Genomic DNA, 12,688 nt, shown 5'->3' with positions numbered 1-12,688 from the left:
AGAAGTTGTGTGTGAGTCTACTCGCCAACGCTGACGCCATATGCCGCCAGCGCCGCCCCCGCCGACCGCTGTACTCGCTCAACGAGCGCCGGCGGCTGCACGACCTGTACCGCCGCACCGAACCCCAGCACAAACCGCGCCATCCAGTCGTCGGAGGCGTATGTCATGGCCGCCTCCCAGCCTCGGCCGGGAAGCTCGCGCACGACCCGCAGCGGGTAATAGTCGAACACCCAGGACGCTGAGGCATCGATGAGCAAAGTGGCCGATGGCAGCGCAGGATCGGCGGTATCTGCCGAGAACAAAGACGTGTCCGGGCCCGCTTGGACCGCCGGTATGGGCGGCGACGACGGCTCGTCGAGCACCTGGGCGTCGACTATCCGATCGAACCGGAACAGCCGGACCCCCTCGGCCGTGCGGCACCACGCCTCCAGATAGCTGCGGTCGCCGATCACCGCGATCCGGATCGGGTCGACGGTGCGCTGCGAGACGGTGTCGTGCGAGGCCGAGTGGTACTCGACGGACAAAGCCCGCCGGTCGCGCGTCGCAGACCGGACCGTCGCGGTCGCTTGGTTCTCCACATCCCCGTCGTCCAGCGCCGGCGCACCCGCGGCCACACCACCGGCCGCGCCGGCGGCCGCCTCGATCTTGGCGATGGCGCTCCGAGCCGCCTCGGGGTCGACCACGCCGGGCACATCGACCAGGGCGCGCAGTGCCATCAGCACGCCCGTCGCTTCCGGTGAAGTGAGCCGCAGTGCGGTGTCCATGCCGGCGGAGAAGATCACCTCGATGTAGTCACCCTCGAAGTCGAGATCGATGAGTTCACCGGGGCCACCGCCGGGCAGGCCGCACACAAACAGCTGCCATAGGTCAGCCTTCAACTGCTTGGGAGTCACTCCGAGGTCGGCCGCGGCCTTGGCGTGACTCACCCGCGGGTTGGCCTGAAAGTACGGGACCATGTTCAGTAGCCGCACCAGGCGGGTCGAGACGTTGGACATCAGTGCGTCACTCTCCCGCCTGCGCGCGAAGTCGCTCAATCACGTTGTCGCGCAACGATACCGGCTCCAACACCAAAGCATCGGCGCCGTAGCCTGCGATCTCTCGGGCCAGGCGATCCACCATGCCGATATCGAGCGACAGTTCGTCACCGGCACGATCGTCGTGCGCGGCCGGGGTGCTGGCCGTGGCCTGACGGCGCAGGGCCGTCGCCCGCCCCTGCGCGACCCATACTCGCGCCTGTTCACCGGCGGGCCACTGCGACACCGCACGGTGCACGATGTCGCGCAGGTTCACCCCCTCGGGCCGGGCGACCGCGTTGTCCGGCCCCACGGCGCGCACGCCGTCGCCGATGCGTGACACCCGGAAGGTGCGAGGGGCATCACGGTCACGGTCGTGCCCGACCACGTACCAGCGGCCCCGAAAGGTCACGACACCCCAGGGTTCCAAAGTCCGGTCCAGATATGGCGCACCCCGGTTGGGGCGGTGACTGAACTGCACGGCCCGACCAGAATCGATGGCGGACAACAGTATTCCGAGGGCCTCCTCGGAGCCGCGCAGGCCAGGCATGGCAGCTGCGGTGATCGCCACATCGGCGTCGGGTTGGTCCACGTCGACCCCGGCGGCTCGCAGTTTCAGCAGCGCGCTCTGGGTGGCGGTCACCATTTCCTGTGACTCCCACAGCTGGGTGGCAATGGCGACGGCCGCGGCCTCGTCGCCGGTGAGCTCGACGGGGGGCAGCGAGTAGGCCACCGGATTGATCCGGTACCCCTCGATGGTCTCGAACACCGACGCCCGTCCGGTCTCCAGCGGGATACCGAGGTCGCGCAGTTCGTTCTTGTCGCGCTCGAACATCCGGGAGAACGCTTCGTCGCTGGGGTTGTCCTGGTAGCCGACGACGTTGGCCCGGATCTGCTCGGCCGACAGGTAGGTACGGGTGGACAGCAGCGCGATGACGAGGTTCATCAATCGCTCAACCTTGGACGTCGCCACGTCGAACAGCTTATGGGTTGACTGTGCGTTACCCAGCCACCGGCACGCTCGTCACATGCTGGCGATCAGCCGCTTCACCCGCTCGTCGCTACTGCGGAAGGGGTCCTTGCACAGCACGGTCCGCTGGGCCTGGTCGTTGAGCTTGAGGTGCACCCAGTCGACGGTGAAGTCGCGGCCCGCTTCCTGTGCGGCCGTGATGAATTCGCCGCGCAGCTTGGCCCGGGTGGTCTGTGGCGGGGTATTGACCGCCTCGTCGATCTCCTCGTCGGTGGTGGCCCGGGCCGCCAGCCCCTTGCGCTGCAGCAGATCGAACACCCCGCGGCCGCGCTTGATGTCGTGGTAGGCGAGGTCGAGCTGGGCGATCTTCGGGTCGGACAGCTCCATGTCATAGCGGTCCTGGTAGCGCTGGAACAGCTTGCGCTTGATCACCCAGTCGATCTCGGTGTCCACCTTGGCGAAGTCCTGGCTCTCCACCGCATCGAGCTGACGCCCCCACAGATCCACTACTTGCTCCAGCTGCGCATTGGGCTCGCGGGTCTGCAGGTAATCGACTGCTCGCGAGTGGTATTCGCGCTGGATGTCCAGTGCACTGGCCTGTCGACCGCCGGCCAGGCGGACCGGGCGGCGGCCGGTCATGTCGTGGCTGACCTCGCGGATCGCACGAATCGGGTTGTCCAGCGAGAAATCCCGGAACGGGATGCCTGCCTCGATCATCTCCAGAACCAACGATGCGCTACCCACCTTCAACATGGTGGTGGTCTCGCACATGTTGGAGTCGCCGACGATGACGTGCAACCGGCGGTACTTCTCAGCGTCGGCATGCGGCTCGTCGCGGGTGTTGATGATGGGCCGACTCCGCGTGGTGGCGCTGGAGACGCCTTCCCAGATGTGTTCGGCGCGTTGGCTCAGACAGAACGTGGCGGCCTTCGGGGTCTGCAGCACCTTGCCGGCGCCACAGATCAGCTGGCGGGTGACCAGGAACGGCAGCAGCACATCAGAGATCCGGGAGAACTCCCCGGCCCGCACGATCAGGTAATTCTCGTGGCAGCCATAGGAGTTGCCCGCCGAGTCGGTGTTGTTCTTGAACAGGTAGATGTCCCCGCCGATACCCTCGTCCGCCAGGCGCTGCTCCGCATCGATCAGCAGGTCTTCCAGGACCCGTTCCCCGGCGCGGTCATGAGCGACGAGTTGGGCCAGGTTGTCGCACTCGGCGGTGGCGTATTCGGGGTGACTGCCCACGTCCAGGTAGAGCCGGGCGCCGTTGCGCAGGAACACGTTGGAGCTGCGGCCCCACGACACCACCCGGCGGAACAAGTAACGCGCCACCTCGTCCGGTGACAGCCGGCGATGACCGTGGAAAGTGCAGGTCACGCCAAATTCGGTCTCGATGCCCATGATCCGTCGCTGCACATAGTCGAGCTTACGGGTTGGAATTCGGTATAGGCGGGTAACAGGCCGGGCGTCACCGTGAGATACCGGCAACCTTTCGGGCAGTTCGTACGAACACGGTCTTGGTGGTGTCGATTCCGTCGAGATATCCGCCGACCAGCGCGGCGTCGCGCAGCAGCACCAGCGATGCCGCGATCTGCTCAGGATTCTCGCGCCCGGCGGCGGCTTGTTCCAGCGCGCTACGAAACCAGCTGCGGTGCTGGGCGATCAACTGTCGCACCGGACTATCCGGAGCAGGGTATTCGGCAGCAGCGTTGATGAAGGGGCAGCCCCGGGTGTGGTACCTGGCGATGTCCTCGGCGATGCCGTCGATCACCAGCTCGAGCATGTCGGTGTCAGGACCGGCGGTGGCCGCGGCGTCGTGGAAGTAACCGCGAATAGTGGCGTCCTCGAGTCCCAGGTACGCCTCGACCAGATCTTCTTTGCCCTTGAAGTGCCGATACATGGTGGCACGCGTGACGTTTGCCTCCGCAAGTATCCGGTCGACACCGACCGTGTGAATTCCTTCGCGATAGAACAACTCCGCCGCGACCCGGAGCAGTCGTTCGCGGGGCGGCGAGGCCGATTCGGCGGTGCCCATGCCACAACCCTACTCCCGAGCTAGAACGTTCTTTCCGATCTTGGGAACACATCAGGACAGGCGCGGGTTACTCAAGAAGAACGACCGTTCTATCTACCCAAGGAGATGTTCACCATGCTCACCACGATCACCCCTCGCGAACAGGCCGAAATCGACCGCGCCAACAACTCTGGGCAGCAGCCCGTCGTGTTCGTACACGGTTTGTGGTTGCTGTCCACCAGTTGGCACAACTGGCGGGCCATGTTCGAGGAGCAAGGCTTCGCGACCCTGGCGCCCGACTGGCCGGACGACCCGGCCACCGTGTCCGAAGCCCGTCGCGATCCCTCGGTGTTCGCACACAAGAGTGTCGGCGATATCACCCAGCACTACGCCGACATCATCGGCGCTCTCGATCGCAAACCCATCGTCATCGGTCACTCGTTCGGCGGATTGATCGCACAGAAGCTGGCCGGCCTGGGGTTGGCCAAGGTGGCGGTCGCGATCGATCCGGCGCCGTTCCGCGGAGTGCTGCCGCTTCCGATATCGGCGCTGCGCGCGGCATTCCCGGTGCTGGGGAACCCGCTCAACCGTCGCCGGGCCATCGCTTTGACCCCGAAGCAGTTCCGGTTTGCCTTCGGCAACGCGGTCTCCGAACAAGAGGCGAACAGTCTGCACGAGAACTACTCGGTCGCAGGCTCTGGTGTGCCGCTGTTCCAGGCCGCCATCGCCAACTTCAACCCGGCCACCGAGGCCAAGGTGGATACCAAGAACCCGAAACGGGGCCCGCTGCTGATCATTTCGGGCGAGAAGGACAACACCGTGCCGTGGGCGATCGCCAACGCCTCCTACAAACGGCAGAAGAAGAACCCGAACGTGACCGAGATCGTCGAGATCCCTGGTCGCGGACACTCGCTGGTCATCGACAGCGGATGGCGCGAAGTGGCCGACACCGCACTGGATTTCGTCCGGCGCTTTTGACCGGCCCGTAAGTTCTCCGGCCTTGTCCACCACACACATCGTGTGGTGGACAAGGCAACTTCATCCAACCTCGCCCTAACCCGCCCGACGATGCGACTTGTCAAGCAGTTCAATCAATTCCGTCGGTAAGATCAGGGGTTGCGCTCGGGCGGCGTGAACTGCGCGGGCGGCGTGAAGAGATTGGGACCGTTGGGATTGATGTCCTTGTCGGTCGTCGACGGCGTCACGGTGACAGACGTCGTGGTGGTCGTGGTGGTGGTCGGCGTACTCGGAGGCGCCTGCTGCCCGCTCTTACCGCACCCGGACATCAACACCCCCAAAGTGAGCAGCGACCCCACACCAGCGACAGCAACCAGACGCCGGCCACCGACACCAACACGTCCCAGCGTTTCGGATCGCACCATGCGAAGACCTCCTGACCCAACCATGTAGTTGATGATGGCACCGTCAGGGCCGCGATGCACCGATACTCCGCCATTCTTACCGCTGGCTGCAATGACAGTGGGGTGCCAGCGGTGACGACACGGGCGACGACGGTGACGAATCTGGATGGTGCCCGTCCTACGTCTGTCAGGGGAATGCCGCCATGTGGAGCTCTACCGTGTCACCCCCAAGCAGTCACCGTTGGCCGCCACGGGAGTTCGCGCGCGTTGCCGATGACGAGAACCTCAGAGCAGAATTGCAGTTCACATCGCTGTGGGATCGAGGTCAGCAGGTCATGAGGCCGAACAACGGGTCAACCAATCCACACCCACGATTGGAAAAGTGGTTGGCCCGTCCGAGTCCCCCGGTCTGGCTGGGTGTCGTCGTCGCGGCGATCCTGATCTTCGCCGAAGCAGTGATCGTGAGGCTGCTCGAAGGTATCTCCAACGACATGATTTTCGGCGCCGTCTTCCTGCTCGGTGTGCTGATCATCTCGGCGGGCTGGGAGGCCGGCTTGGCGGTGGCGACCACATTCGCCAGCGCGGCGGTGTACCTGTACATGCATCTGGGCGGCCCGGGCGATCTCCTACCTTTTGCGCCGCACGACGCCATCTCGCTCGCCGTCTTCCTGCCCATCGCGCTGCTGGCCAACCTGCTGGTCGGCCAGGCCAGGCAACGCGCGGCGGAAGCTCGCCGCGCCGCTGTTCGCATCAGCGAGCTGGCGCAACGACAGGCCGCCCTGCGTAGAGTGGCGACGCTGGTCGCCCAAGGCATCTCCCCGTCCGAAGTGCTCACCGCAGTCGTGGACGAGGTCGCCCGCACCCTAGGGACCGGCAATGCCGCGCTCTTCCACTTTCTCGACGACGAAACAGTAGAACTCGTTGCGGCCCACAGCGATCCAGGCATCGCGTTCATGCCGGTGGGGTCACGCTTTCCGATGGAGGGCGAGAACGTCGCGGTGATGGTGAAGCGAACCGGCAGGACGGCCCGGATCGACAGCTATGAGGCCGCCTCGGGTCCGGTCGCGGAATCGATCCGCGAGCTCGGACTGCACTGCCGGGTCGGAGCACCGATCACGGTCGACGGCAGGCTATGGGGTGCTGCGATCGTCGGTTCGGCCGGCGCCGAGCCGCTACCGCCGGACACCGAAGGCCGTCTCGCGGACTTCGCCGAGCTGGTCGGTACCGCCATCGCCAACGCGGACGCACGGGCCGAGTTGATGGCGTCCCGCGCCCGCATCGTGGCGGCAGGCGACGAGGTTCGTCGTCGCATCGAGCGCGATCTGCATGACGGTGCCCAGCAGCGCCTGGTCGCGCTGGCCTTGCAGCTTCGCACACTGCAGGCGACGTTGCCGGCTGAAAGCACTGCGGCCCAGCAGATCTCGAACATCGCCGCCGGCCTTTCGTCCGCCAGCGAGGAGTTGCGTCAGATCGCGCGGGGTATCCATCCGACCGTGCTGTCGGTGGGTGGGCTGCGGCCGGCGCTACGCGCCCTCGGCCGCCGCGCCGCGATACCGGTCACCCTGACGATCAATGTCGAACGGCGGCTACCAGAATCGGTCGAGGTGGCGGCCTACTATGTCGTCGCCGAAGCACTGACGAACGCCACCAAATACGCCAATGCCTCGCTGGTTACCGTTACCGCCGAAGCCGACGACGATGGGTTACGGCTGTCGGTATCCGACGATGGCGCAGGCGGCGCCGTCGTCGGCGGAGGATCCGGGCTCGTGGGATTGAAAGACCGCGTGGAGGCGCTCGGCGGACACTTGCGCATTACCAGCGTCGAGCAGCTCGGTACCACGCTCATCGCGGAAATCCCTTATCCGGCAACAACTCCCAACTATGCCATCGCGTAAACAGCCTGGGTAGTCTCATCGACGACGATCGAGTCTCAACTCAACCGTCATGCACCATCGAAGTACGTGAATCTCGATCTGGCGCAGCCGCGGGATTCGATGCGTCGTCACCATGCGCGGCTTACGTAGCCCCACCGGCGTACGGGAAGTAGTCGACTTGCGGTGGCGCGTCATAGATCTCGGCGTCACCGGGACTCTGGCACAGGCTCTGGGTACTGCCCAGGTTCACGCAGGCCTGCTGAACCTGTGATTGGTCACTCGAAGCGGCAGCAGTGCCGGCAATCGGGGCGACGATGGTCGTCGCCGCGATCGCCAATACGAATGTGGCGCATTTGATTCCAGCCCGCATGATGACATTCCTTCTCACGTTGGTTGTGATTACGCGTATTCCAGAGTCCGCCACCGGCGCTTCGATGTCGTCACCGCTAGCGCGCCACTGCCGTTCCTGCTACCCGGAAGATCCGAATGCCGGTTGACCAGAAAAGCATTCGGGCGGCAGCAAGGACGACTGCTCCGACGCCGGCTGCCAATCTGGACAGTACCGACTGATACCCAAGGAGCACCGCCATGTGGACCAAACTCAGGAGCATCACACCGCTACTAGGGCTGACCGCTGCGGCAATGGTGATTTCGGCGCCGATCGCATCGGCATCGACGTCCCTTGCCCCACCACAGCAGGCCTGCGTCAGCAGCGGGGCAGGAACCATCTGCCAGTCGCCCGGCAATGCTCAGATCAACGACAGCAGGCCGCCCGTCCAGTTCTACCCCTATGGCGGCGAAGCATTCCTGCTGTGACCTATCCGCCTCGCCGTACTTGTCACCCAAGGGTGCAACATCACTGAGGAGCTCTGATGACCTTCACGTCAAGCTGTCTGATGTGGGCGGCGCTAGCGTGCGGAGCCGCTACGATACTCGCTGCCGCGCCTGACGCATCGGCTTCGAGCAGATACTCGTGCAGCACCGCGGGGGCGGGAACCGTGTGTCAGTCGCCCGGCAATGTCCAACTCAACGACGCTCCTTCCCCGGCCCGTTTCTATCCGTACGGCGGCGAGGGATATCTGATGAACGGTGGCAGCGGCGGCGGTACCCACAGTCGCTCCGGCGGTGGGCGTTCGCATGGCGGACACCGCTAAATGCGTGCCCCTGCTAGCCGGAAAGCCGGAACGGGTGCCTGCCGTAGCGACTTTTACCTGGTCAAAGCAGACGATGGAAGCAGTCCAAAAGCGGACACCTCGATCCGACAGGGAGAACCGATCATGAAGAACATCAAGTACTTTGCCCCCGGACTGGCAGCAGTTGCGATCGGCGCGGGCATCATCCTGGCCCCCATCGCCAGCGCCAACACCGACCCGACGGTCTCGGTGGGCACCGATTCCTACAGTCAGTACCAAACGGGCTACCACATCGCCAATTCGACGGCGGGTCAGCTCGACCAGGCGTTCTGAGGCCAGACTCCGGCGTCGCCGTGCGGCGGTGGGATTACTGATATCCCACCGCCGCAGCATGTTTGGACAACGAGTGCTGCAACGTCTGCGATGGCGGTGCGCCAGCAGATCCCCTCGAACGGGAGTTTCGGCGCCAACGGCACTCAAGGCGATTAGGCTCACCACAAATGGCCGGCTTGGGAGGCTAGGAATTGAGCACGGGAGACGCGGCGACCGACGTCATACGGGTCGTGGTAGCCGAGGACGATGTACTACTGCGTAGCGGCTTGACCAGCCTGCTGGCACAGACGGGCTTCGACGTGGTCGGCGAGACCGACAATCCGACCACGCTTGTCGAATTGGTCCGGGCCACGGCCCCCGACCTGGTCCTGACCGATATCCGTATGCCGCCAACCAAGACGACCGAAGGGTTGGACGCTGCGCGGACGATTCGCGAGGAGCTGCCGAATACGGCGATCTTGCTGCTATCGGCGGAGATCGACGTGGACTCCGCCATGGAGCTGCTCGCCAGCGGGCAGCGAACCGGATTTCTACTCAAGAGCCGGGTCACCGACGTTTCGGACTTCATCGACACGCTGCGCAGGGTTGCGGGCGGCGCCTCCGTCGTGGATCCGGCGCTGGTTCAAGAATTGGTCGCCACCCGCCGGCGCAACGATCCATTGGAAGCGCTGACCGCACGCGAACGCGATGTACTGGCACTGATGGCCGAAGGATTGTCGAATCTCGGTATCGCCCACAAGATCTGGGTGACCGAGGGCACGGTCGAAAAACACGTACGGAGCATCTTGTCCAAACTGGACCTGCCGGAGACCAACGATGCGCACCGTCGGGTACTGGCAGTGCTGCGCTTTCTGGACGCCAACGTCAGTTAACCGCGACCCGGCGCGCCCTTGGGTGCGTCCAGACCGCGGTCAGTTGACTGTCGGTGCCGAGTGGCTCAGAACGGCAGATCCAGACCGCCGGCCGTCTGGTTGGCCTCGTCGTGGTTGGAGATGTAAACGCCCTGAGTGTAAGGAACATTCGGGTCCGTGCCATTGGGCACGAGCGGACTGGTGTTGGCGCTCGCGATGGGGGCCAGGATGATGCCCGCGCCGATCGCAACTGCTGCCAGTCCGGGGGCAAAGTACTTGATGTTCTTCATGATCGGTTCTCCCTGTCGGATCGAGGTGTCCGCTTTTGGACTGCTTCCATCGTCTGCTTTGACCAGGCAAAAGTCGCTACGGCAGGCACCCGTTCTGATCTTCCGGCTAGCAGGGGGCTGGGCTTGTAGTTGGTCGGTAATCCTCGGCCGGCCAGCGGTCTTGCAGTCAGCGGTAAGTCGAAGATGGGTGCCAACGATGACGACAGCGAAGTCCCGAACGACGAAGCTGAAGGCAGCTGCACAACGGCAGCAGAAAAACCAGCCAGATAATCGAAAGCCGAGAAACACCAATGCATATCACCGCGAAACAGATCTTCCCGTTGATCGCCTCTGCTGCCGCGGTGGCCATCGCCTTCGCGCCGGTGGCCGGCGCCGCCACCTTCGCCACGGGGTTACAGGTCACTCAAACCACCGACAACGCACAAATCGTGGCAACTCCGGGCGGGGCGGCGCAGCAAGCCGCCCAGCTACAACAGCCCTTCGGCGGAGACACCGGCGCCCTGCTGTTCCACCACCGCTGAGCGCAGATGAGCCTGATAGCCCCTGGCGCGACGGCGTGCCAGGGGCTAAAGGTGTTGATAAACAGACGATTTCGACTGATTCCGCAATATGACACGACGCCTCGGCGGGCGATCCAGTGCCAATTACCTTGTCAGGCCAAACGAAACTGTGACGTAGACGCACTGAGTTCGACGGTCATCCGTCCCTCGCGCAGCTCCCATGCCCCTAGCTCATAGATTCGCAGACCCCGTCGAATCAGCGGCTCATCGGCCATCAATGCCCGCGCCTCGTCCTCGGTGGCCACGTTGAGAATGGTCATACCGTCACCGATGACGACGCCCTCTGTCGGGAAGGGTCCTCCCCTGCTACCTCGTCGCGTCGGTAGTCGGTATTACTACTCGTGCCACCTCGTCGACGTCGATGTCGAGCGCGTTCAGCATCAGCGCCAGCCCCGACCACCGATTGATGACCATCAGCACCTCGACGGTGGCCTCGGCCCCGAGGGCCTGATAAACCTGCTCGACGAGTTCCGCCGCGACTGCGCGGGTGGTCAGTAGTTCAGTTGTCAGGCGCAAAACATCCCTTTCCACACCATCGAAATCATCTGTCTCCCAACCTGATCGACGAGACAACGCGGCAATATCCTGCTCCGTGACGCCGACGGTACCCGCCAGCGGCCCGTGCTGGGCGACCTCATACGGACTGTCCATCAAGTACGCGACGCGCAGGATGATCAGTTCACGCAGTCGGACCGGAAGTACCCGGCTGGTCAGCGCGTCGCGGCCGGCGATCATCCAGCCGGTGAATACGTTCTCGGCGTTGGCCAGAGCCCGATAGACGTTGAGGTTTCCCCGCTCCTGGGTCAGTTCGCGGGCCCGCGCGGTCATCTGGTCAAGTGGACGATAGGCAATACGGGTCATCGGTCGCTCCTTCACAACTGGATTCGGGCGGTCTCATCGACTTCGAGGTCGACTGCGTTGAGCACCAGCGCCAGCCCGTAGTAGCAGCTGATGATCATCAGTAGTTCGGTGATTGCCGCATCACCCAGAGCGTCATGTGCTGCCGCAAAGGTGTCGTCGTGCAATCGGTGCGTGGTACACAGCTCGGTCACCAGGTCCAGAACCACACGTTCGGTGCGACCGAATTCGGCGGTATCCAGGTCTCCGGTGATGGCGCCGACCTGCGTGTCGGTAAGTCCGGCAGCGCTGGCCAGCCCGACGTGCTGGCTGAGCTCGTATGGCGAACGCTGCAGGTGGGCCACTCGCAGGATGATCAGCTCACGCATCCGGACCGTGAAAGTAGGACTGTCGAGCATCTCATCGACCAGCTGCGTCCATCCGGTGAACACCTGAGGGGTGTTGGCAAGTAGCCGAAACAGGTTCAGATCGCCGCGGCGCGCCATGAACCGGCGGATCGCTTCGGGCTGCCCTTCGGCGGTGGTCAGCGGTATCCGGGACATCAGGCTGCTCCTTCCTTGCTCTGGGCCGGGGACAGGGTGAATACCCAGTCCAGGGTGACGAACGGTTCATCGACGTTGCTGCCGTCCGGGGCAGTCCCCGGCTGGTTCCGCACGTAATCGGCCGTCAACGAATCCTGCGCAGCGAACACCGCGTCGCTGTCGATGTACTTGTCGTCTCCCCGGAACAGTTGCGTGATCAGAGGCTGGTGGCCCTCGGCGTGGATCCAGAAGTGCACATGCTGCGGCCGCATCGGCGAGCGACCGGCGGCGCGGATGATCTCCCCGCTCGGTCCGTCAGTAGGCACCGGGTAGTACCGCGGTGTGATCGAGCGGTACCAGAATCGGCCATCGGCGTCGGTGGTCAACAGTGCGCGCATGGCCAACTCGTCGTGCAACTTCTCGCTCTGCTGCACGTCGTAAAAGCCCTCGCCGTCGCTGTGCCAGGTATCGACTCGGGCGCCGGCGACTGGGGCGCCGTTTTCGTCGACCACGCGGCCGGTGACGAACATCGGCGTGCCGGCGACGCCACCCGAGATGTCAGCGCCGTTGGCCGCGACGGGACGGCCCTCGACATAGAACGGACCAAGCAGGGCCGAGTCGGTCACCGAGCCTCCGGCATGCTGGTTGATCTTGTCCAGCAACATGCTCAACCCCAGGATGTCGGACAGCAGTACCACTTCCTGACGGGTCGGGGTCGAGATCTTGCCCATCCGCTCGATGAAATCCATTGCCGCGAACCATTCATCGCCGGTGAGGCGGACGTCGCGGGCGAAATCGTGCAGGTGCTGCACCAGACTGACGAACAGTTGCCGGAATCGGTCATCGGTAGCGGTGTCGAACGTCTGCTGGACGGCCTCGGTTATCGACTCTTCGGTCAGATTCATGGACATTG

The 12,688-nt window shown here is 64.2% G+C and carries 17 protein-coding genes; 6 read left to right on the top strand and 11 right to left on the bottom strand.

All coding sequences use genetic code 11. The annotated features are described in order from the left end of the window. Nucleotides 1–17: 17 nt before the first annotated feature. The 4 genes from ABIA30_RS26415 to ABIA30_RS26400 are packed head-to-tail and all read right to left on the bottom strand — an operon-like array spanning nt 18 to nt 4,015. The gene (locus tag ABIA30_RS26415) at nt 18–995 is read right to left on the bottom strand and encodes a helix-turn-helix transcriptional regulator (protein WP_370070991.1); all 978 of its coding nucleotides are present in this window, start codon (nt 993–995) and stop codon (nt 18–20) included. Between the two features lie 7 nt (nt 996–1,002). Then, nucleotides 1,003–1,986, bottom strand: coding sequence for a helix-turn-helix transcriptional regulator (locus ABIA30_RS26410; RefSeq protein WP_370070989.1), 984 nt, complete (start codon nt 1,984–1,986; stop codon nt 1,003–1,005). 51 nt (nt 1,987–2,037) lie between these two features. Continuing rightward, the gene (gene pafA, locus ABIA30_RS26405) at nt 2,038–3,396 is read right to left on the bottom strand and encodes a Pup--protein ligase (protein ID WP_370070987.1); all 1,359 of its coding nucleotides are present in this window, start codon (nt 3,394–3,396) and stop codon (nt 2,038–2,040) included. Nucleotides 3,397–3,448: 52 nt separating this feature from the next. Then, entirely contained in the window at nt 3,449–4,015 is a 567-nt protein-coding gene (locus tag ABIA30_RS26400) for a TetR/AcrR family transcriptional regulator (protein ID WP_370070985.1), read from the bottom strand. Nucleotides 4,016–4,129: 114 nt separating this feature from the next. Here ABIA30_RS26400 and ABIA30_RS26395 point away from each other — a divergent pair, with 114 nt between their 5' ends. Beyond that, nucleotides 4,130–4,972 (top strand): alpha/beta hydrolase, encoded by an 843-nt coding sequence (locus ABIA30_RS26395; protein WP_370070983.1) that lies wholly within the window; start codon nt 4,130–4,132, stop codon nt 4,970–4,972. Between the two features lie 131 nt (nt 4,973–5,103). Here the strand turns inward: ABIA30_RS26395 and ABIA30_RS26390 are convergent, their stop codons facing one another. Continuing rightward, nucleotides 5,104–5,376 carry a hypothetical protein gene (locus ABIA30_RS26390; RefSeq protein ID WP_370070981.1) on the bottom strand — a complete coding sequence of 91 codons (273 nt, stop codon included), beginning with the start codon at nt 5,374–5,376 and terminating at the stop codon, nt 5,104–5,106. A gap of 314 nt (nt 5,377–5,690) precedes the next feature. Here ABIA30_RS26390 and ABIA30_RS26385 point away from each other — a divergent pair, with 314 nt between their 5' ends. Then, on the top strand, nt 5,691–7,250 hold the full coding sequence (locus ABIA30_RS26385; protein WP_370070979.1) for a histidine kinase: 1,560 nt from the start codon (nt 5,691–5,693) through the stop codon (nt 7,248–7,250). A gap of 121 nt (nt 7,251–7,371) precedes the next feature. Here ABIA30_RS26385 and ABIA30_RS26380 read toward each other — a convergent pair whose 3' ends face one another. Further along, nucleotides 7,372–7,599 carry a hypothetical protein gene (locus ABIA30_RS26380; protein WP_370070977.1) on the bottom strand — a complete coding sequence of 76 codons (228 nt, stop codon included), beginning with the start codon at nt 7,597–7,599 and terminating at the stop codon, nt 7,372–7,374. 218 nt (nt 7,600–7,817) lie between these two features. Between ABIA30_RS26380 and ABIA30_RS26375 the strand changes: the two genes are divergently transcribed. The 3 genes from ABIA30_RS26375 (at nt 7,818) to ABIA30_RS26365 (ending at nt 9,567) form a co-directional block, all read left to right on the top strand. Next, nucleotides 7,818–8,045: a hypothetical protein gene (locus ABIA30_RS26375; RefSeq protein ID WP_370070975.1), complete on the top strand. Its 228-nt coding sequence runs from the start codon at nt 7,818–7,820 to the stop codon at nt 8,043–8,045. 461 nt (nt 8,046–8,506) lie between these two features. After that, complete coding sequence (locus tag ABIA30_RS26370; RefSeq protein ID WP_370070973.1) at nt 8,507–8,695, top strand: hypothetical protein; 189 nt, start codon at nt 8,507–8,509, stop codon at nt 8,693–8,695. Between the two features lie 191 nt (nt 8,696–8,886). Continuing rightward, nucleotides 8,887–9,567: a response regulator gene (locus tag ABIA30_RS26365; protein WP_370070971.1), complete on the top strand. Its 681-nt coding sequence runs from the start codon at nt 8,887–8,889 to the stop codon at nt 9,565–9,567. A gap of 65 nt (nt 9,568–9,632) precedes the next feature. On the opposite strand, the gene ABIA30_RS26360 is transcribed toward ABIA30_RS26365, so the two are convergent. Further along, nucleotides 9,633–9,836, bottom strand: a complete 204-nt coding sequence (locus ABIA30_RS26360; RefSeq protein WP_370070969.1) for a hypothetical protein — start codon at nt 9,834–9,836, stop codon at nt 9,633–9,635. A 290-nt stretch (nt 9,837–10,126) separates the two neighbouring features. Between ABIA30_RS26360 and ABIA30_RS26355 the strand changes: the two genes are divergently transcribed. After that, nucleotides 10,127–10,357 (top strand): hypothetical protein, encoded by a 231-nt coding sequence (locus tag ABIA30_RS26355; protein WP_370070967.1) that lies wholly within the window; start codon nt 10,127–10,129, stop codon nt 10,355–10,357. Nucleotides 10,358–10,488: 131 nt separating this feature from the next. Here the strand turns inward: ABIA30_RS26355 and ABIA30_RS26350 are convergent, their stop codons facing one another. Genes ABIA30_RS26350 through ABIA30_RS26335 form a run of 4 tightly spaced genes read right to left on the bottom strand, consistent with a single transcriptional unit; the run spans nt 10,489 to nt 12,686 of the window. Continuing rightward, nucleotides 10,489–10,656 (bottom strand): hypothetical protein, encoded by a 168-nt coding sequence (locus ABIA30_RS26350; RefSeq protein ID WP_370070965.1) that lies wholly within the window; start codon nt 10,654–10,656, stop codon nt 10,489–10,491. Between the two features lie 46 nt (nt 10,657–10,702). Then, on the bottom strand, nt 10,703–11,257 hold the full coding sequence (locus tag ABIA30_RS26345; protein WP_370070963.1) for a carboxymuconolactone decarboxylase family protein: 555 nt from the start codon (nt 11,255–11,257) through the stop codon (nt 10,703–10,705). A gap of 11 nt (nt 11,258–11,268) precedes the next feature. Then, the gene (locus ABIA30_RS26340) at nt 11,269–11,796 is read right to left on the bottom strand and encodes a carboxymuconolactone decarboxylase family protein (RefSeq protein WP_370070961.1); all 528 of its coding nucleotides are present in this window, start codon (nt 11,794–11,796) and stop codon (nt 11,269–11,271) included. Further along, nucleotides 11,796–12,686, bottom strand: coding sequence for a dioxygenase (locus ABIA30_RS26335; RefSeq protein ID WP_370070959.1), 891 nt, complete (start codon nt 12,684–12,686; stop codon nt 11,796–11,798). Before ABIA30_RS26335 ends, ABIA30_RS26340 begins: the two co-directional genes overlap by 1 nt. Nucleotides 12,687–12,688: the final 2 nt, after the last annotated feature.

Source organism: Mycobacterium sp. MAA66, assembly GCF_041261665.1.
In the GTDB taxonomy this organism is placed as follows: domain Bacteria; phylum Actinomycetota; class Actinomycetes; order Mycobacteriales; family Mycobacteriaceae; genus Mycobacterium.
The sequence above is the reverse complement of the archived record's forward strand: the minus strand, read 5'-3'. Positions and strand labels throughout refer to the sequence as shown.